The sequence below is a fragment of the Numidum massiliense genome (assembly GCF_001375555.1).
Classification (GTDB): domain Bacteria; phylum Bacillota; class Bacilli; order Thermoactinomycetales; family Novibacillaceae; genus Numidum; species Numidum massiliense.
The window spans coordinates 2,662,201-2,682,583 of the sequence record NZ_CTDZ01000009.1 but is presented as its reverse complement, the minus strand read 5'-3'; the positions used below and the strand labels follow the sequence as shown (position 1 = coordinate 2,682,583).

At 48.5% G+C, this 20,383-nt stretch carries 20 protein-coding genes; 17 read left to right on the top strand and 3 right to left on the bottom strand.

The window, feature by feature from the left end:
* Positions 1-4: 4 nt before the first annotated feature.
* Complete coding sequence (locus tag BN1247_RS18230) at positions 5-184, top strand: hypothetical protein (RefSeq protein WP_054950704.1); 180 nt, start codon at positions 5-7, stop codon at positions 182-184.
* 235 nt (positions 185-419) lie between these two features.
* Complete coding sequence (locus BN1247_RS12570) at positions 420-1,130, top strand: FadR/GntR family transcriptional regulator (protein WP_054950703.1); 711 nt, start codon at positions 420-422, stop codon at positions 1,128-1,130.
* A gap of 76 nt (positions 1,131-1,206) precedes the next feature.
* On the opposite strand, the gene BN1247_RS12565 is transcribed toward BN1247_RS12570, so the two are convergent.
* A complete protein-coding gene (locus tag BN1247_RS12565) occupies positions 1,207-2,049 on the bottom strand; it encodes a TIGR01457 family HAD-type hydrolase (protein ID WP_054950702.1) in 843 nt (280 codons plus the stop codon).
* Positions 2,050-2,250: 201 nt separating this feature from the next.
* On the opposite strand from BN1247_RS12565, the gene BN1247_RS12560 reads away from it, so the two are divergent.
* The 6 genes from BN1247_RS12560 (at position 2,251) to BN1247_RS12535 (ending at position 8,491) form a co-directional block, all read left to right on the top strand.
* Positions 2,251-2,979, top strand: a complete 729-nt coding sequence (locus tag BN1247_RS12560; protein ID WP_054950701.1) for a MurR/RpiR family transcriptional regulator — start codon at positions 2,251-2,253, stop codon at positions 2,977-2,979.
* Between the two features lie 265 nt (positions 2,980-3,244).
* On the top strand, positions 3,245-4,681 hold the full coding sequence (locus BN1247_RS12555; protein ID WP_054950700.1) for a glycoside hydrolase family 1 protein: 1,437 nt from the start codon (positions 3,245-3,247) through the stop codon (positions 4,679-4,681).
* A 257-nt stretch (positions 4,682-4,938) separates the two neighbouring features.
* Positions 4,939-5,244, top strand: a complete 306-nt coding sequence (locus BN1247_RS12550; RefSeq protein ID WP_054950699.1) for a PTS sugar transporter subunit IIB — start codon at positions 4,939-4,941, stop codon at positions 5,242-5,244.
* A 177-nt stretch (positions 5,245-5,421) separates the two neighbouring features.
* Positions 5,422-6,747 (top strand): PTS sugar transporter subunit IIC, encoded by a 1,326-nt coding sequence (locus BN1247_RS12545; protein ID WP_054950698.1) that lies wholly within the window; start codon positions 5,422-5,424, stop codon positions 6,745-6,747.
* Positions 6,748-6,781: 34 nt separating this feature from the next.
* Entirely contained in the window at positions 6,782-7,123 is a 342-nt protein-coding gene (locus BN1247_RS12540) for a PTS sugar transporter subunit IIA (protein WP_054950697.1), read from the top strand.
* Positions 7,124-7,165: 42 nt separating this feature from the next.
* Positions 7,166-8,491, top strand: coding sequence for a 6-phospho-beta-glucosidase (locus BN1247_RS12535; protein ID WP_054950696.1), 1,326 nt, complete (start codon positions 7,166-7,168; stop codon positions 8,489-8,491).
* A 125-nt stretch (positions 8,492-8,616) separates the two neighbouring features.
* On the opposite strand, the gene BN1247_RS12530 is transcribed toward BN1247_RS12535, so the two are convergent.
* Positions 8,617-9,942 (bottom strand): tetratricopeptide repeat protein, encoded by a 1,326-nt coding sequence (locus BN1247_RS12530; protein ID WP_054950695.1) that lies wholly within the window; start codon positions 9,940-9,942, stop codon positions 8,617-8,619.
* 418 nt (positions 9,943-10,360) lie between these two features.
* Here BN1247_RS12530 and BN1247_RS17815 point away from each other — a divergent pair, with 418 nt between their 5' ends.
* The 8 genes from BN1247_RS17815 (at position 10,361) to BN1247_RS12495 (ending at position 17,995) form a co-directional block, all read left to right on the top strand.
* Entirely contained in the window at positions 10,361-10,546 is a 186-nt protein-coding gene (locus tag BN1247_RS17815) for a hypothetical protein (RefSeq protein ID WP_147675250.1), read from the top strand.
* 264 nt (positions 10,547-10,810) lie between these two features.
* The gene (locus tag BN1247_RS12520; protein WP_054950693.1) at positions 10,811-11,113 is read left to right on the top strand and encodes a hypothetical protein; all 303 of its coding nucleotides are present in this window, start codon (positions 10,811-10,813) and stop codon (positions 11,111-11,113) included.
* Positions 11,114-11,701: 588 nt separating this feature from the next.
* On the top strand, positions 11,702-12,910 hold the full coding sequence (locus BN1247_RS12515) for an acyl-CoA dehydrogenase (protein WP_054951639.1): 1,209 nt from the start codon (positions 11,702-11,704) through the stop codon (positions 12,908-12,910).
* A 270-nt stretch (positions 12,911-13,180) separates the two neighbouring features.
* Positions 13,181-13,954 (top strand): SDR family oxidoreductase, encoded by a 774-nt coding sequence (locus BN1247_RS12510; protein ID WP_054950692.1) that lies wholly within the window; start codon positions 13,181-13,183, stop codon positions 13,952-13,954.
* Positions 13,955-14,156: 202 nt separating this feature from the next.
* Complete coding sequence (locus tag BN1247_RS12505) at positions 14,157-14,762, top strand: TetR/AcrR family transcriptional regulator (protein WP_054950691.1); 606 nt, start codon at positions 14,157-14,159, stop codon at positions 14,760-14,762.
* Positions 14,763-14,972: 210 nt separating this feature from the next.
* Entirely contained in the window at positions 14,973-16,028 is a 1,056-nt protein-coding gene (locus tag BN1247_RS12500; protein WP_054951638.1) for a phosphotransferase family protein, read from the top strand.
* Between the two features lie 74 nt (positions 16,029-16,102).
* Positions 16,103-16,231, top strand: coding sequence for a hypothetical protein (locus BN1247_RS18435; RefSeq protein ID WP_261796043.1), 129 nt, complete (start codon positions 16,103-16,105; stop codon positions 16,229-16,231).
* A gap of 39 nt (positions 16,232-16,270) precedes the next feature.
* The gene (locus BN1247_RS12495) at positions 16,271-17,995 is read left to right on the top strand and encodes a long-chain fatty acid--CoA ligase (RefSeq protein ID WP_054950690.1); all 1,725 of its coding nucleotides are present in this window, start codon (positions 16,271-16,273) and stop codon (positions 17,993-17,995) included.
* A gap of 128 nt (positions 17,996-18,123) precedes the next feature.
* On the opposite strand, the gene BN1247_RS12490 is transcribed toward BN1247_RS12495, so the two are convergent.
* Complete coding sequence (locus BN1247_RS12490) at positions 18,124-18,627, bottom strand: DUF1648 domain-containing protein (RefSeq protein WP_054950689.1); 504 nt, start codon at positions 18,625-18,627, stop codon at positions 18,124-18,126.
* A gap of 415 nt (positions 18,628-19,042) precedes the next feature.
* Between BN1247_RS12490 and BN1247_RS12485 the strand changes: the two genes are divergently transcribed.
* On the top strand, positions 19,043-20,359 hold the full coding sequence (locus BN1247_RS12485; protein WP_187119783.1) for an ABC transporter permease: 1,317 nt from the start codon (positions 19,043-19,045) through the stop codon (positions 20,357-20,359).
* Positions 20,360-20,383 lie beyond the last annotated feature (24 nt).

The window sequence follows — 20,383 nt, the reverse complement described above, 5'->3', positions numbered from 1 at the left end:
ACATATGTTTTCGTTCCAAAAAGAAGTGCTCGTCGCTAACGACGAGGTTAAGGATCCCGTGATGGATGTGACACGTTTTACGTATCGAAGTATCGACAAAGGAGCCGCCTCACGAGCGGCTCCTCTGTTACCGGCAAACGTTGTAATTGGAGGATTAAAAGTGCAGCAACGATACGATAAATGAAGCGATTAATTCTTTTACTTAGAGTCTACCTTCCGCACATTAATTTTTCTACTTTATACATATTGGCGGTCTCGCGATGAAACCCCTCCCGAGCCATTGTAAATCGGTCACCAGCTTCCTTCATCTGGTAAAATACTAACAACAGCAAGGCACGAGTGATATAATGTACAAATGGACAACTTTTTTGCTGTAATTATTAACAAAATGAGATATACACTTTGAGGTGAGGGTAGCAATGACTTTTGAAAAAGTGCGTACGCAAAAAATATATGAGGTCGTCGCCGACCGAATTGAGCAAATGATTATCGATAAAAAAATAATGCCTGGGGAAAAGCTGCCGTCGGTGCAAAGTCTGGCCGAAAATTTTTCTGTGGGGCGTTCGGCGGTGCGCGAAGCGTTGAGTGCGCTTAGGGCAAAAGGGTTCGTCGAAATGCGGCAAGGGGAAGGGACGTTCGTGTGTGAATATAACGATAAGCTCCTCAGCCAGGCGATCGCCACAGCGACGCTCATGAATAAACAACAAATACAAGAGTTGCTCGAGGTGCGCAAGTCGCTCGAAGTAGGGGCAGCGGGGTTAGCTGCGCTGAGGCGTACCGCGGCAGGGCTCACATCGATGAAGGAACATTTGGATACGATGGCGGAAAACATTCACGATCAGGCGATTAGCGAACAGGCCGACGTCGACTTTCACTTGGCGATCGCGAAAACGAGTGGTAATAACATGTTGTCGGAACTGATGCAAGTCATCGCGGGGGCGATGGCGGCGACGATTCGCGATACGCGGCAGCTGTGGCTGTTTTCGGACGCCTCCTCAGCGCAACAATTGCTGCAGGATCACCGTAATATTTACCAAGCGATTGCCGACGGCGACAGGGTGCGCGCTGAGGAGACAATGTTTCGCCACTTGGACAAAGTGGATCAGATGGTGGACGAACTGGCCAAGTGACGGTAATGGAATACGTACTGTTGCTCATCACATTAGTCGTTAATCTGGCCAGTAGCCCATGAGTTTGATCAGTAGCTTAACAGTTACTTACCCGTCCTTGCCATTCTTGCAAGTTTTTCACCGTATGGGTAGGGCGGATGCCGAGCGTCTCGATATCGTCCGCGGCGGAGACGCCGGACAGAACGAATAACGTGTCGATTTCCGCGTTGACACCGGCCAAAATGTCGGTCTCTAGGTTGTCCCCGACCATAATGACTTGCTCCCGCGGCAAACCGAGCAATTGTAGCGCCATATCGGTGATCGCCCGCTCCGGTTTGCCCATATAGATGGGTTCAACTTGCGTCGCTTCGCGCACGGCGGCGCAGAGCGACCCGTTGCCGGGAAGCCAGCCGTCGTCTGTCGGCAGCAGCCGATCGCCGTTCGTCCCGATAAAGAGTGCCCCCTTCCGAATGGCGCGGACTGCGAGCGTCAGTTTATCGTAAGAAAACTGGCGATCGAGGCCGACGATGACAGCGTGACAATCGTACCTAGTATCCGCATCTTTACAGTCATCTTCGGCGGCGGCGTTCGGCCAATTTTCGACAAGGTGGCATCCCGCCTGCAACAACGTGTGCTTTAGTCCGTCTTCGCCGATGACGAAGACGTGTGGGGAGGCGAAGCGGTTCGCCACATAGTGGGCTGCGACTTGCGCTGACGTCAGCACGTTGTCAGCTGTTGCAGGAACCCCCATCTGTTGCAGTTGCGACGCCACCTCTTCCGGCTGGCGCGTCGAGTTGTTTGTTAAAAAAAGATACGGAACGTCTCGCTCCCGCAAATAACGGACAAACTGAACAGCCTCCGGGATCGGTTGACTACCGTGGTAAACCGTCCCGTCTAGGTCGATTAAATACGCTTTGTAATTTAACGAGTGATCGTTCAACGAAGCAACCTCCTACTTATCTTACGGCGATTATAAGGACCTCCTTCCATTATAGTCATCCAAAAAATTCAATACAAACGATAGAAATGTGACAGGAGCGGTAACGTTAAACAACCGGGCGTTGCACACATTGCTTTTCATTTCAACAGGTTACATGTAAAATGAATTTAATGGAAGCCTTGATTGGAGTGTATGCGTTTAATGTTTACCGATCGAGCGATAAAATCGTTTAATGAACTGGACTATTTCATTTTTGATTATATTATCCAAAACACGGAAAAGGTTACCTACATGCGTATCCGTGAGTTAGCTGCTGAGACCCACGTGTCGACAGCGACGATCGTACGGTTTTGCAAAAAACTAGGTTGCGAAGGTTTTTCTGAGTTTAAGATAAAGTTAAAGCTCCATTTAGACCAACAAGAGAGACTTCGCTTAAAAAGCACCCAGAATACCTTGACGGAGTTTGTAGAACGCACGTTGAAAGGTGTGTTTGAATCGTACATTCAAGAGACGGCAAGTATCGTTTCTAAATGTGACCAAGTCATATTTTTAGGGATCGGAAGTTCGGGGATTATGGCCGAATACGGCGCTAGGCACTTCTCGAGTCTGGGAACGTTTTCCTTGCATATAAAAGATCCGTTCTTTCCTATTCGCAGCCACAACTTACACCGTAGTGTTACGATTGCCATGTCGGTGTCTGGAGAAACTGCTGAAATCATTAATCTCATCAAGGATCTCAAGAAAGAGGGAAGCACGATTGTTAGTATAACGAATAATAAAGACTGTACGATCGCTAAATTGTCGGATTTAAATATATCGTACTACGTCACAGAGGAGTATATCGAATCTTCCAATATTACAACCCAAATACCAGTCGTTTACATTTTGGAATCAATTGCGCGCGAGTTATACAAGGTAAAACGCAATTGAGTTTTTCGACAATCCCCCTTCTATAACAATCCACATTCGATAGCAATCCACATTTTATAACAATCTCCATTTTTTAAAAATATCCCTTAAAATACAATATCGACGAACATGCACCGATACGTTTTTTTCCTCCCATAGAGGTTGAAACACCTTGTAACATGTATGAAACAGATGACAAAACGATGTTACAAGGTACAAGATACCCGTCTCATATTTACTCCGTTACGTCAAGGCGCTATGTTTAAAGTAGGGGAGGAAAGAAACTATGATTCATGAACAGCTAGAGCGTTTTCCAAAAAAATTTTTGTGGGGGTCGGCCTCAGCGGCCTATCAAGTAGAAGGCGCGTGGAATGAAGATGGGAAAGGGCCGAGTGTGTGGGACGTTTATTCGAAGATCCCCGGGACGACGTATAAAGGCACAAATGGGGATGTCGCTGTGGACCACTACCATCGGTACAAAGAAGATGTCGCCTTAATGGCGGAAATGGGTTTAAAAGCATATCGTTTTTCTATTGCCTGGAGCCGTATTTTTCCTGAGGGGAGGGGGGAAATAAACGAACGTGGCTTACGGTTTTACGACGATTTAATTAACGAACTGCTCAAGTACGACATTGAGCCAATTATTACCATTTACCACTGGGATGTGCCACAAGCATTAATGGATGCATATGGTGGCTGGGAGTCGCGGCAAATCATTGATGATTTCAACGATTATTGTATTGCGCTATTCAAGCGGTTTGGTGACCGCGTCAAGTATTGGGTTACCTTGAATGAACAAAATGTGTTTATCGGCTTAGGATATCGACTAGGTATCCACCCGCCAGGGGTGAAAGACTTAAAGCGCATGTATGAAGCGAACCACGTCGCTAGCCTCGCCAATGCGAAAGCGATCCAGTCGTTTCGCAGGTATGTGCCTAACGGAAAAATCGGGCCGAGTTTTGCTTACTCGCCCAATTATCCATTCTCTTGCCATCCAGACGATGTGTTGGCTGCAGAAAACGCGGAAGATTATAGCAGCCATTGGTGGTTAGATGTGTATTGTTGGGGAAGGTATCCTGCTGCCGTTTGGAACTACCTTGAAAAAAGGAACTTAACACCTACTGTGCTGGAAGGTGACATGGCCTTATTGACGTATGGAAGGCCGGATTTCATTGGTATTAACTACTACCGAACCACTACGGTAGAAAGGAATCCTTTGGATGGTGTCGGCGAAGGAACGATGAACACGACTGGGAAGAAAGGAACGTCTACCGAGAGCGGAGTCCCCGGACTTTTTAAAACAAAGCGCAATCCGCATTTAGAGGCGACGAACTGGGATTGGGAAATTGATCCTACCGGTTTACGCATCGGTCTCAGAAAAATAACGAGCCGTTATGCGCTGCCGATTCTAATTACTGAAAACGGTTTAGGTGAGTTTGACGAAGTGAGGGAAGACGGAACGATTCACGACGATTATCGCATCGAGTACTTACGGGCGCACATCGAAGCGTGTCGACAAGCGATCAGCGACGGAGTCGATTTACTCGGGTATTGCACGTGGTCGTTTACCGATATTTTAAGCTGGTTAAACGGGTACCAGAAGCGCTACGGATTTGTTTACGTCAATCGTGACGAGTTAGATGAAAAAGACCTTAGCCGAACGAAAAAGAAGAGTTTTGACTGGTACAAGCGAGTTATTGCTACAAATGGTGAAACGTTGTAGGGCTAAAGTGGGTGGATCTGGATCCGTCTGCCCATTGGCACTGCAACGCCACTCGTCTTTGCCGCATCATAAGTAACGACAGCTAACGAGAGTAACGACAGCTAACGAGGCTCAATCCCGATCCGGCTCAGTTTAAACGTACGCACAAGCGAGAAGAAGCGCTCTATTGAAGGCAGTCGAGGCACAGCGGATTGCGAAGGGAAACAAGATGGATTGGCGTCACAAACTGTTAAAAAGGGGATAAGGGGATAGTTGAAATGAAAAAGATTTTGTTAGTCTGTGCTGCCGGAATGTCTACTAGTTTGTTAGTCAATAAAATGGAAGAAGCGGCTAAAGAAAAAGGGGTGGAAATTGAAATTTTTGCATTGCCTGTGTCCGAATGTGCATCTGTCGCCGATGAGGTAGACATTGTACTATTAGGGCCACAAGTTCGTTACCAGAAAGCTCAAGTCGATGAAATGATCGCCGGAAGAGTCCCTGTTACGGTCATCGATATGAAAGACTACGGAAGAATGAATGGTAAAGCGGTATTAGAGAATGCGTTAGCACTCATTGAACAGTAGTTGTCGTGTGCACGTTAACCGTCGGTCTGCCAAATGTTAGTCACAGTTGCGTATTGCATGTGATACAGCAAATGATCGCGTGTTTGCTACAAACGCAATGACTAGACGTTTGGCAGCCGATGATACCGCTTTAACGTAAAGGGAGACACAACCTAATTTGAGACGGAGGTAACGATGATGGGGTTCATGGGGACATTTGAAAAATTCATGGAAAAAGCGCTCGTACCGATTGCGACGAAGCTTAACGCGCAGCGGCATATTGTAGCAATTCGGGATGCTTTTATTCTTGCGTTCCCGATTACTTTAGCCGGTTCGTTAATCGTGTTGATCAACTTTGCTATTTTGTCTCCTGACGGGTTTATTTCCGAGTTATTGTTCTTGAACAAGTTGTTTCCTAATCTAGCTGATTATCAGGACGTTTTTACACCTGTTTTAAACGGTTCAACGAACGTGATGGCAATGTTTATCGTCTTTCTCGTGGCGCGAAATTTAGCGGTCTCTTTGAAAGCGGATGAATTGCTCTGTGGCTTGACAGCTTTATCGACGTTTTTTATCGTCTACCCGCCGTATAAAGCAGTTGATGGGGTCAATTTTTTAACGACGCAATGGTTAGGTGCACAAGGACTGTTCGTGGCGATCATTGTTGGCCTGATTGTAGGGGAAATATTTAGCCGTTTATCGAAATCGAGTAAGTTACAAATTAGTATGCCGCCGGCAGTGCCGCCAGCCGTTGCCCGCACCTTTAAAGTGCTAATTCCGATCATCATAATTACTGTAGGATTTTCCATCGCGAATGCGATTATTGTCGCACTATATCCGAAAGGCATGCATGAGTTCATTTACGCCGTCCTGCAAACTCCGTTGAAAAACCTTGGTACGAATATTGTGTCTCTCGTTGTTTTAGCGGTCGTCTCTAACCTACTATGGGTATTCGGCATTCACGGTCCGAACACCGTTGCGGCCATTCGGGAAGCGATGTTTGCCGAACCGACTTTGGAAAACTTAAATTATGTCGCAGCTCACGGGTCAGCTTGGGGGGCACCATACCCGGTGACGTGGGCGATCAACGACGCATTTGCCAACTACGGCGGTTCGGGGATGACGCTAGGGCTAATCATCGCGATTTTTATTGTGTCGAAGCGGAAGGAATATCGTGATATAAGTAAACTTTCCATAGCACCAGGGTTATTTAACATTAATGAACCGGTCATATTTGGTCTCCCAGTTGTATTGAATCCAATTTTGATCTTACCGTTCATTCTCGTACCTGCCGTGAACATTCTCATTGGTTATACGGCGATTGCGACAGGGTTAATTCCACCGGTTGCTTATCAAGTACCGTGGACGACGCCAGGACCGTTGATTGCCTTTTTCGGAACGGGTGGCAACTGGATCGCCCTACTGATCGGTTTTCTCTGTTTGGCCGTTTCCACTATCATTTACTTGCCGTTTGTAATGGCTGCAAACAAAGCGGCAGAGATTACGGCAACAGATAACGAGTAAACGTCTTAAGTTCACAAGTAAAGGGTGTTTTTTGATGGAAGGAATGGAGCTCGTCGCCTTCAATATTATTAGTCATGTAGGTACAGCAAAAAGCCTCGTTATGGAAGCGCTCTATGCTGCTCGCGACGGAAAGTTTTCCGAGGCAGAAGCAAAGTTAAAGGAATCGAAGGACTATTTATCGTTAGGACATCACGCACATTTTGATTTAATTCAAAAAGAGGCGGCTGGCGAACAGCTTTCGCTATCTTTGCTGATGATGCATGCTGAAGATCAGATGATGAGTGTGGAGACGATGACTGATCTCGTGAAGGAAATGATTTACATGCACAAAGAGCTGGCGACAGTCAAAAGCATGGTGAACAGCCAAATTTCATGAGATCATGCTTGATCAAAACGATAACGACAGGGGGATTTGATCATGCAAAGCGGCCTTAAAATTGCAACGATCGGCGGCGGGTCAAGTTATACGCCAGAGCTGATTGAGGGCTTTATCAAGCGGTACGATGAACTACCAGTTAGAGAGCTATGGCTAGTAGACATTGAGGAAGGAAAGGAGAAACTAGAAATAGTCGGAAATCTAGCGAAGCGCATGGTTGCCAAAGCCGGCGTGCCGATGGATATTCATTTGACGTTGGATCGCAGAGAAGCGTTGAAAGATGCCGATTTTGTCACGACGCAATTTCGCGTCGGGCTGTTAGAGGCACGTGCTAAAGATGAGCGGATTCCGCTAAAATACGGTGTGATTGGCCAGGAAACGAATGGCCCTGGTGGTCTGTTTAAAGGGTTGCGAACCATTCCCGTCATTCTCGATATTTGTAAAGATATGGATGAGCTCTGCCCCGATGCTTGGCTAGTGAACTTTACGAATCCGGCGGGTATGGTAACGGAAGCTGTTTTACGTTATAGCAAGCGCAATAAAGTTGTCGGCCTGTGCAATGTTCCTACCGGAATGCATATGGGGATCGCCGAAATTCTAAAGGTTGATCCGAGTCGCGTGTTCGTCCCATTTGCCGGATTGAACCATATGGTATACGGACTAGATGTGTTATTAGACGGTGTCAGTGTTCTCGACGACGTCATAGCTAAAATGAGCGACCCGAATGATGCACTAACGATGAAAAACATTTCTGGAATCGCATGGGAGGCTGATTTTCTAAAAGGTTTAGGAGTTATTCCTTGCCCCTACCACCGTTACTACTATAAGACTGATGAGATGTTGCAAGAAGAGGCGGAAGCGGCACGGACAGTCGGTACGCGAGCAGAAGTCGTGAAACAGTTAGAAGTAGAATTGTTCGAGTTATACAGAGACACGAATTTAGCAGTTAAACCAACTCAACTTGAAAAACGCGGCGGGGCGTATTACAGTGACGCGGCTTGCAGTTTGATCCATTCGATTTACAATGATAAAGGCGACATCCAGCCAGTAAATACGTTAAATAACGGCGCCATCGCCAGCATCCCACGCGATTCCGCAGTGGAAGTGAACTGCGTCATCACGAAAGACGGTCCGAAACCTCTTGCAGTAGGTGACCTTCCCGTTTCCGTAAGAGGACTTGTGCAACAAATTAAGTCTTTTGAGCGGGTAGCAGCAGAGGCCGCTGTAACGGGGGATTATCATACTGCTCTCCTAGCGATGACGATTAATCCGCTCGTCCCGTCGGATACACTCGCGAAGCAAATTTTTGATGAAATGTTAGAAGCACATAAGGAGCACTTACCGCAGTTTTTTACTTTGAAGTGTTAATAAGACGAAATGAAGCTGTGCTGTTCGAAGTGCCCCCTGTCAAGTAGACAGTCTGTCTACCTACAGGGGGCATAAAGATAGAAGTGGTCAGTCCGGGATGTTTATGCTGTCTGTTTATGCCGCCTTTATGACGAGCGGATTAATGATTCGACGTTAAATATGCGTTTCGTTTCTTGTTGGAAGGCATCGCGATTGCTTGTCCGGTTATAGTAAGTTGCTAAGATGAGATGGAATTGCTTTTGCTTTTTAAACAACTTGCTTTTCTCCGCTAACTGAATGCCTTCTTCGCAAATGGTCTGTACGTCATCGGACTTATTGTCTAACGCAATTTGTGCTTTGAGTAAAAGAATCTCTAAATAGTCGGACGTAAGCTTTACTTTTTGCGCTAACTCAGTCGCTCGATCGGTATACGCAGTCGCTTGCTCCAGTTCCCCTTTTTCGTAATACACTTGGGCGTATGAAAAATAAAGGAGGGCGCGTTGGTGTTCATCATCCGTTTGTCGGCACAGTTTGTAAGCTATGTCGAGGCTTTGTAGCGCGCGACCGTACGCTTTGTCGTGTTTGTAAGTTTGGCTTAAATTGTGATAGAGCACGCTACTGAGCCACGGGTCATTATAGTACATATGCGAGAGTTCGATTGCCTTTCGAAACACTTTAAGCGATTGATCGAGTAGCTGTTGCTGTTTATGAAGGATCCCTTCTAAATTGTACGTCAGTAACAACGTTCGCATGTCCGCGGTCGGCTTATTCGCTTTGCGTGCTGCCATCGTATACCGATACGCTTGACCGTACTGTTCCATGTGGAAGAAGCAGACAGCCTTATGGTATAAGATGCGGCCTCTTAGTTGGGGGTGTTTACCTCCTTCGGAATACGTATCGATCGCCAAATCGGCGCATTCAATCGCTTTATCAAAGTTTTGCTCACCGTAAAATGTGGCGATTGACAAGTTATAGTACGCTTCCGCAGCGAGGTTAGCACTCGGGTCTAGGTCACTTTCCTCAATTTGCTGCAACACTTGTTCAAACACTTCGGTGGCACGTGCCCACTGTTTTTGCTTGCGCAACACGATACCTTTCAACAGGTGCATCGTTGTCGCGTAAAGCGGGTATTCCACTAATTGTGGGTCACTTTCTAACTCCTGCACGACTTTTTGCGCGTCATCGTACAGTTTCAATTCGGCGAGGTGTCTAATTGTGGAAAGGCGGCACTCGAAACGGTCGTTTGCCGCTTCTGTTTTTTGCATCATTTGTTCCACCATTTTATCCGTCAAACCGAGTTGTTCACGAATATAGGCAACCTTTTCGTTCGTCAGGCTGCCAGTAATTCCGCGCTCGATATTGCTAATCGTCGGAATGGAAATAGTGTCGGTCGACAAGTCGTTTAATGTTAGTCCAAGTTCTTTGCGACGTTGTCGAATGAGAGATCCGAGTGTAAGTGGGTCAAGCCCCATACGTCATAGCCTCCATTCTGTCTTCGTGGTTAGTTTAGTAATAGGCTATTTACTTACTTCGACAGTTGTTGCGGAAATCCTGCAAAGTAGGTGGGATTTTTTATGGGTAATATTAACCTTTATGGGGTATTTTACCGTTACCTTGATTTATATGCCACAAGATGAATCGTGTCTTGTACGTAAAAAAACTACCAAAATAAATGAGGTTGACCGGATTATGGCGTGCAATATTTACCATGTTTAATTGCTTATCCAACAGTTGAAAGTAGTGAGTAATCACTAGGGATAACCGCTGGGATTAATTGCTAAAGGTCATTACTAGAAAGCAATCGTAAACAAAGAAATTACCGAAGCAAGGTAATTACCGAAAATAATCGTTGTCCACGAGATACATCGATGCCGAAAGAGGTGAACGCCGATGAGTTATGATTCACGTATCAATCGTCTACAACAAGTGATTGCCGAGCTGACACATGCCCCAAAAGTTGAGGCTGTCGACCTTTCCCCTGCCGATTCAAAAGACGACCCAAGCGTTCAAAAGTACCGCCCAGGATTACATCCAAACCGCACAAATGGCGGAAGAATACTTGCAGGTTTTTATTGATCTGATGTATTTAGTCGATGACCAGCTGAGCCAGTCCGAACAGGAAAGTCAACACATGATGAATCGCATCTCTCTATAAAATTGGCACCGCCCCTCTAGAAAACGGCATCTTTCTTAGGGACAGTTGCGATACTTGTAGGATTTGAACAAAAGTTAAAAGGGGTAGGGGCACAATAATGGATGTAGGCCCTTTATTTTTGGGGGGTTACTGGTTGGGGAAGCTTACAGTGGTCTGAAAGACTGACAGTGGGGAGGGGGATTCGCGTGGGGGAACAAATCCTAATCAGTCCGGCACGGATGAAAGAACTGCATACGGCAATTGAACGGGGAACGACGGATGTGCAAGAAATGATCGATGGGCTCGTCGACTACAAAGGGCTACTCGACGTCCAAGGCATCAGTGAAAGCAGCCTTGTGTCGACATACAACTATTGCGACGCACTCATTAGTATGATGGAGCTCTTGTCCGACAGTTTACAGCTACTAGGGGAAAACGCTACGCAAATTAGCGAAACCTTTCGCGCGACCGATGAAGACCTGGCGATGGTTCCTTGTCGTGACGGGTAGCGATTAGCGTGGTGGAGCGAATTGACTGAATGTGTCGTCAACAGAAACGAGAAAGTAATTGCTCGCTTAAAATCGACAGCATTAAGACTCAACAGGACACCCAGAAACAGCCAACAGGATGAACCGACGGAGAAGAAGCGAGTGAAACCTGTCATTAAGAATCAGGTAACTATGTAAAGAGGTGATCCTATGAGTCGACTTGTCGTTCGCACCGCGCCAATTGGGGACTATTTGCGGGAAGGGTATAATAAATACTCGCGGCAAGGAGATATTCCTGCAGAGTACTTAACGATCTTAAAGCGCGCGCGAAAAGTTCTTGCTCCAGAAGATTTAGACGTGGTAGACTATGAAATAAGCACCCTAGAAAAGAAGGCAGCCCACTACATCGACGACATCTTCCCCCAACTCCACCAGCTGCCGATTGCCACCAAGCCGATCGAACCTTACGAAGAAGCCGTGAGCCGTATCCAGCAGTTCGTTTACGACCATCAAATCTCTACACGATCCCCAGTCACCTATTTAAGGTGCTATTTTTTATTGACAATAACATACCAACCGGTTAGTATAAAATTGAAAGGAGGGTACATAATGAATTTTTCCTATTCAAGCAAAGTCACCGCTTTACAACAGCAGTTAACCGAGTTTATGGAAACGTACGTATATCCGAATGAACACCTGTACGAACAACAACTGAACGCGCAGGCGAGTCGCTGGTCGGACGTACCGCCGATTATGGAGGAATTGAAGCAAAAGGCGCGGGAGCAGGGGCTGTGGAATTTGTTCCTCCCGGATCGGGAATACGGTGCCGGCCTGACGAACCTTGAGTACGCGCCGTTGTGTGAAATTATGGGGCGGTCGTTAATCGGGCCGGAAGTGTTCAATTGCAACGCCCCCGACACGGGAAACATGGAAGTGCTCGTCCAGTACGGATCCGAGGCGCACAAAGAAGAATGGTTACAGCCACTGCTTCGAGGGGACATTCGCTCCTGTTTTTCCATGACTGAACCGGATGTCGCTTCCAGTGACGCGACGAATATTGAAGCGAGTATCGTCAGAGACGGCGATCACTATGTGATTAACGGTCGGAAATGGTGGTCCTCTGGCGCCGGTGATCCGCGCTGTAAGTTGGCAATCGTCATGGGTAAAACGGATCCTACCGCCGCCAGACACGAACAGCAATCGATGATTCTCGTGCCACTCGATACGCCGGGTGTGACCGTTGAGCGCATGTTACCTGTGTTCGGCTACGATCACGCGCCGCATGGCCATGCGGAAATAACATACGACAACGTGCGCGTCCCTGCGGCAAATATGTTGTGGGGCGAAGGAAAAGGGTTTGCCATTGCCCAAGGAAGGCTCGGACCGGGACGCATTCACCATTGCATGCGGCTCATTGGGGCAGCGGAACGCGCGTTAGAGGAAATGTGTAAGCGTGTACAGGGGCGGGTCGCCTTTGGCAAAAAGTTAGCGGAACAAGGCGTCGTTTGCGAATGGATCGCGCAGTCGCGCATAGAGATTGAACAAGCCCGGCTACTCACGTTAAAGGCAGCTTACATGATGGACACGGTCGGCAATAAAGCGGCCAAGGCGGAAATTGCGATGATAAAAGTGGTGGCGCCGAATATGGCGCTGCGCGTGATCGACCGGGCGATTCAGGCGTTCGGTGGTGCAGGCGTAAGTGACGATTTCCCGTTGGCTGCACACTGGGCTAATGCGCGTACACTTAGGCTTGCCGACGGTCCCGATGAAGTGCACATAGCGCAACTGGCGAAGTTGGAACTGCGGAAGTATTCGTGAGTAGAGGATTAAACGGTATATTGGGAAGGTGTGGCAGCCAACAGGGAAAATGTTACAGCCAACAGGGGAAGTGTGGCGGCATGAGTGGAAGGTGTTATGGCATGTGGGCGATGTGTGACAGCATGCGAGGCATTTTTAACGATATGTAGGAGAATGAGTGTCTGAATGTGTGTTCAATCGAGCTTAGGAAACATAAGCGCATCCTCGTAAACTAGTGTACCTCGATTTAGAGTCATATTAACGAATTTTAGGAATTTAGGGGGTTACGCGATGCATGTGTTTGATATGTTTAAATTAAACGGGAAGACAGCGCTCGTTACCGGTGGTGGGCGTGGACTCGGGGCACAAATCGCAGAAGCGCTAGCCGAAGCGGGCGCCAACGTCGTCCTCTGTTCGCGAAAACGAGACGTCTGTGAACAGGTAAGTGCGCAACTGCGGGATCAAGGGGTGCAGTCTTTAGCGTTTGCCTGCGATGTCACTAAGCCTGAAGACGTAGCGCGCGTTGTGGCACAAACAGTGCATCATTTCGGAGCCATCGATATTTTGGTCAACAACAGCGGGGCGACGTGGGGGGCGCCGGTCGTCGACATGCCGCTCGCTGCTTGGCAAAAAGTGATCGATGTGAACGTGACGGGCACTTTTTTAATGAGCCAAACAGTGGGCAAGGCGATGATCGAACGGAAAAGCGGAAAAATTATTAACATCGCCTCCATCGCTGGTTTCGGGGGAACGGATCCGCGGTTAATGGATACGATCGGTTACAACACGAGCAAAGGCGCGGTGATGACGTTTACGAAAGACTTGGCAGTGAAGTGGGGGCGGTACAACATTCAGGTGAATGCGATTGCACCGGGCTTTTTTCCGACGAAAATGTCTCACGTGCTCATCGAGATGGGAAAGGAACAAATACTCGAGGAAACGCCGCTTGGGCGCCTCGGTGGCGAGTCCGATTTGAAGGGGGCAGCTCTGTTTCTCGCGTCGCGCGCTTCTGATTACGTCACTGGTGAGGTGATCGCGGTGGATGGAGGGGTTCACGCCTTATAACGGGGACAACATTGGTGGAAGATGTGCTGTAAAAACGTTACAGTGTATAAGTGAAACATGCACATGGATGCGCATGATTAAGTGAAACGTGAATAAGTGAAATATGAACATGGATGCACATGATTAAGTGAAACGTGACTAAGTGAAACGTGAATGAGTGAACCAACATGAGGACACAGCCTAACGGAGGAACGAAGACACCATGAGAGACAAAATTGTTGCGCAAAGTATCCGGCTGTTTGAGCAAAAAGGGTTTAGCCAGACATCCATTCAAGACATTGTCGATGCGCTGAAGGTGACCAAGGGCACATTTTATTACTATTTTTCGAGTAAAGAACAGCTGCTGATGGAGATTCACCTAGCGTACATCGACGATCTGCTGCGTAGGCAGGCGGCTATTATGGCCGAACGATCGACGACCTTCAAGGAAAAGTTGCACCAGAACGTCTATCTGTTGATCGGGGATATTCAAGAGAAAGGGCCGAGCGGGCGCGTGTTTTTTCGCGAGATGCGCCATTTGTCGCCGGAAAACGCCGCCGACATTCGCGAAAAACGGACGACGTTCCGTAAAAATATTGAGCAGATCGTTTCCGAGGGGATTCGTAGGGGAGAGTTTCGCGAAAATCTACAGGCACAAATGGTCGCCTTCGCAATTCTCGGGATGACGAACTGGAGTTACCAGTGGTTCGACCCACACGGGGGCGTTACGGCAGAAGAGCTGACGCATATTTTTATGACGATGATTTTACAGGGGATCACCCCATTCGCTGAGGTTGCCGAAGGAGCTGAGATCACGCCGGACTGTTAAGTAGGTGTAGGGTACATCGGATCGTTATGCAGGCGGGGGTCACGGGTGAAAGTCACGTCGGACGATGAGTAAGCGGTGAACGGGGAAAGCGGTATGTACACTGGAGGTAGGGAATATACACTGGAGGTAGAAGCGACGCATCATTTGAGATACGAGATTAATCATCGTTCATACGAAAGGAGAAATGAAAGGAGAGGAAATATGACGCAGATGAAGGACACAATCGCGGTAAGAAAGGGCGAGGAGTTGGACGCGGCAGTCGTTGCGCGCTTTTTGCGTGCGGAATTGCCGGACGTACCTGACGGTGACTTAGAGATTGAACAATTTGGGGCGGGGCATTCGAATTTGACGTATTTACTGCGCATCGGGGGGTGGGAGGCGGTGTTACGACGTCCGCCACTCGGTCCGGTCGCGCCGAAGGCACACGACATGGAACGGGAATACAAGATCCTTTCGTACCTAAACCCCGTTTTTCCAGCGGCACCTAAGCCGTACCTCTTTTCCAACGATACGCGCATCGTCGGCAGTCCGTTTTTTGTGATGGAACGGCGGAAAGGGATTGTGCTCGACAGTGAATTCCCCGCTGGGATCGCCGATACGAAACAGCTTGGGCGACAAATCTCGGAACAAATGGTCGATACGTTAGTTGCTTTGCACCGCATCGACTATACAAAGACGGGACTAACGGCGATGAGTAAACCGGAAGGTTTTATGGAGCGCCAAGTACACGGGTGGATCGGTCGTTATGAGCGGGCAAAAACGGATGAGATCCAAGAGGTTGAGGAGCTTGCGCGCTGGATGGTGACGCATTTGCCGCCTTCTCGAGAAGCGACAGTCATTCACTACGACTACAAGTTGAACAATGCGATGTTTTCACCTGATTTTTCTCGTATGACCGGCCTGTTTGATTGGGAGATGGCGACAGTCGGCGATCCGTTAGCGGATGTCGGAGCGGCGATGAGTTATTGGTTCGAAGTCGACGACCCCGAGTTGTTGCGAAATGGACTAGGGAAGCCCCCGGTCACGGTGTTGGGCGGCTTTTTCACGCGGAAACAGTTTATTGAACGGTATGCGCAGAAAAGTGGACGCGATGTGTCACACATTCATTTTTATGTGACGTTTGCCTACTTTAAACTTGCCGTCATTTGTCAGCAAATATATTACCGCTATAAAAAGGGGCAGACAGACGATCCGCGCTTTGCCCGCTTTAACGAATTTGTCCGGCGTCTCATTCAGCATGCGTTGGTCACGGCAGGGGGTGGTTAAGAAAAATAGATTGGCCGTTAGCAGGAGGATTAGCAGGAGGATTAGCACAGGAGGATTAGCAGGAGGAAGAGTACATGCCCGTAGCGAATAATAAGGGCATGCACGCGGTAATCTTTTTGTGGGAGGCAGTACGTGCGATGTGCGTCGTACGTCCTGCTGTACGAACGATGCAAGTCGGTAAACCGCATACACACGAGTTGTAAACGCTTACCGATACATTAAAACAGTTAGAGGTGAGAGCTATGCACAATGCACACTTCCAATTTTGGCCGAAGCGTGTAACGAAAACGTTAACTGTTCCGGAGACGACGCTGTACGACAACTTGGCCATGTCGACGAAAAAATACCCGCAAAAAACGGCGATTTATTATTACGGTCGCTCGTACACGTACGCTGAGCTCCACCGCGAGGTGGAGGCACTTGCCGGGTATTTGGAAAAAACGCTGCAGGTGAGAAAAGGCGAACACGTGCTGTTGTTCATGCAAAACTCGCCCCAGTTTGTTATTAGCTATTATGCGATTTTGCGGATTCGCGCCGTCGTCGTACCGATCAACCCGATGAATAAAGCGGAAGAACTCGCTTTTTATGTGCAAGACTGCGGCATTAGGCACGCGCTCGTCGGTCAGGAGTTGTACGACCGCGTCGCACCGTTGAAGCAGTCGACGACGCTGGAGAACATGATTGTCGCCGCTTATGCGGATTATGCCGATGTCGAGGGTACGGCTCGGGCTCTGGTGGCACTAGGTGATGCAAATAAGGAAAGCGCTTTATCCAGTTTGCCGGCGGAAGTGCGGGCGCCCCGCCATCCGTTTCCCGATGACATGTTATGGGTTGACGCCCTCGCAGCTGGCGGGAGACCATCTCCGTATGAGGGACACTGTGACGATGTCGCGGTTATGCCTTATACGTCGGGCACGACTGGTCTGCCAAAAGGATGTGTGCACACGAACGCTTCCGTACAGGCGAATACGGTCGGCGCGTACCATTGGGTGAACACGACTGCCGATGCCGTTTCTTTAGTGTCGCTGCCGCTCTTTCACGTGACGGGGATGCTCCACAGTATGCATACGCCGCTTTATGCGGGGAGTGCCATGGTCATCTTAACCCGCTGGGATCGCGATTACGCCGCGAAGGCGATCAAAGCGTTCGGCTGTACGCACTGGGTCAACATTAGTACGATGCTCATCGACTTTTTGGCGAACCCGCGTTTAGGCGATTACGATATATCGTCCTTGCAGGTGATTGCGGGCGGAGGCGCACCGTTGCCAGCCGCAGTCGGGGAAAAGCTGTACCAGGTGACGGGGCTTCGCTTTGTCGAAGGGTACGGGCTTTCCGAGTCGATGTCCCATACGCACTTTAACCCACCGGATCGACCGAAACTGCAATGTCTCGGAATCCCTTCGTTCGATGTCGAGGCGCGGGTGATCGATCCGTTAACCGGTCGCGAACTCGGTGTCGGTGAAGCGGGGGAACTCGTCGTCAACGGGCCGCAACTGTTTAGAGGCTACTATAACCGGCCGGAAGAAAATGAGCAGTCTTTTATCGAGATTGGGCATAAACGGTATTTCCGCACGGGCGATATCGTCACGATGGACGAGGAGGGCTACTTTTTTATCGTCGACCGGGTGAAGCGCATGATTAACGCCTCTGGATATAAAGTATGGCCGACCGAGGTGGAGTCTCTTTTATACAAGCATCCCGCGGTGCAACAAGCGTGTGTCGTCGGCGTACCTGACCCGCGGCGAGGAGAAACGGTGAAGGCGTTCGTCATTTTAAACGACGAATCTAAAGGGAAGGTGACGGAAGAGGAAATCATCGCTTGGGCGAAGGAGCAGATGGCGGCTTACAAATATCCGCGCGTCATTGAGTTTAGGGAGTCGCTTCCGATGACGAGCAGCGGGAAAATTTTGTGGCGTGAGCTCCAAACCGCTGAACGTGAACGCGCTGCGGAGAAGGCGGAGAATTAATCGGTCGTAGCGGGCGGGAACATCGCCGAAACTTTGATCGATAGAGATGGACTTGAGCCTTCCCTGCTGTCATGCTGCTGGGGAAGGCTCAGTTAAGTTGCTGGGGGAGATTCTGCCGTGTTTGCAAGCTATTTTAGGCGAATCGAGCGGACAGTAAAGAAGGCTAGTGACCCTAAAGTAACGATTAGTATTATTGGTATCGTCCAAGTGCCTATCGTTTCGCGATGGCCGCAGGCGACTCGTTCAGTGGTATAGATAAGGTACACGAATAAGAGCAGTATTTCATTTTTTAAGACGTTGATCATAAGCCGACAGTTTTTATATTGTCGTTCCGCGTTTTCTTCCGTTATTTTCGTAGGGAAGTTAAGCATGTGCGGGACTTTCTCGAAAAACGTCATAATGACCCAAGGGAACACTCCGACAATCGGAAGGAGCCAAATAGACCCCTTATTCCCCCAGCGATCCGCTTCTCCCTTAAAGTTAAAGTGAGTCGGTATTTTGTCAGGGATCGCTGACCATCTGGCGATTAGGTAAACGAGAATTGCGAGAAAGAAAATTAAGGAAATGATATTTAAGGTCTTCTCTAACGGCGTCTGCGGAATAGTTACGGTAGGGCGTTGTTCAGCACTCACTCTTGTACCTCCCACTATAAATTAGGTTTCCTATTAACGATTGACACTTATGTCACACTGTGAAACACTCATCCATTATCCATCATACAAGCATCTTACACGCGTTATACGCACCATAGATTATTATAGATCATTGACATTGCGAAAAGGGAAGTGTTTTAAAAGCGAAGCATTTCATGAGGGGATTAAGAGTGAACGATCATTAAGTGAGTACTCACTATAAAAACGATTGACAACGACATAGTCTCGGGTATATACTGTTAACATTAAAGTGAGTACTCACTATAAAATGTGACCTGTGGAGAGAGGAACTTTGTTCCACGATGACGGGTGCAACCTGTGTCTGTCGTCCATGACGGGTGCAACCTGCGTCAGTCGTCCACTATATTTTATGAATGGGGTGTAGAGGAAAATGATGCGACGTTTACTGGCTTTAGTTCGCAAGGAATTCGTGCAGTTAAAGCGCGATCGGCGCACGTTAGCGATGCTCATTATGTTACCGGTACTCTGGTTGGTTGCTTTTGGCTATGCGGTCAATTTTGACATCGAACAACTCGACGTCGCCTATGTCGACGAGGCACACAACGAGGTCAGTACAGAAATCGCCAAGCAGTTGCGAAAGGATGACCATTTTCAACTAACTGGAAACGATTGGAACCGAGCGGAGGCTAAGCAAGCGTTAAAGGAAGGGCAGATCGATGCAGCAATCGTGATCCCGCGCGGGTATGAGTGGCTATCGACGAAAGATAAACCGCATATTTTCGTCGACGGGTCGCAACTGTTTTCTGCGCAAGCCTTTAGTCGGCATTTTCAGGAGTTTTGGAGTGACTTACAGCAAGAGCGCGTAGCGGAGCTAAAAGAGGAGATACGCGCATCGATGACGCACGCGGATATCGAATTAGACGTGGACGTGACGGAGTTACCGCAAGTTGCAGAACTTTCACAGATGTTGCCCCCGGAACAGTTTGCGGCGCTGCGCGAGGGGATTGGGCAAGGGATGCAAGGAATGCAGCAACAATTAAAAGAGAAGCTCGCTGGGCAGATCGAACAGCGCGCCGATGAGGCGTTGGGGAAAATTCCCGACCTAGCAGAGGCACAGCCAGACGTTGACGTGTTGTACAACGAGGACATGAAGACGGTGCAAGTGATGATTCCCGGATTAGTTGGACTTGTGCTCATTTTTATTACGACGTTAATGACCGCATTAGGCATTGTGAAGGAAAAAGAACGGGGTACGCTGGAACAACTCGTCGTCTCACCACTCTCTTCACTCGAGTTGATGCTCGGAAAAGTGCTGCCGTACGTGCTCATTGCAACCGTCGACTTCCTGCTCGTCTTTTTGCTCGGCGTCTATTTGTATGACGTCCCGTTTAAAGGAAGCTTTTTCCCGTATTTCCTCGTCTCACTCGTCTTTTTAGTGTGTAGTTTAGGTATCGGGTTGCTCGTCTCGACCGTGTCGGTGAACCAACAGCAAGCGATGCAACTTGCGGTGTTGACACTCGTGCCGCAAATTATTTTATCGGGGTTCATTTTTCCGCTGGAGGCGATGCCGTGGGGAATTCGCTGGGTCGCGTATTTATTGCCGCTCACGTATTACGTCCCAATCAGTCGCGGTGAGTTTCTAAAAGGTGCCGAGATCGCTACATATGCCCAACCGGCGCTCATTCTGGCAGTGTACGCGTTGTTGATCTTGCTCTTTGCGGTGGTGCGCTTTCGCCGTGGGGTTCGCTAACAAAGTGAGGCACGCTGTACCGCA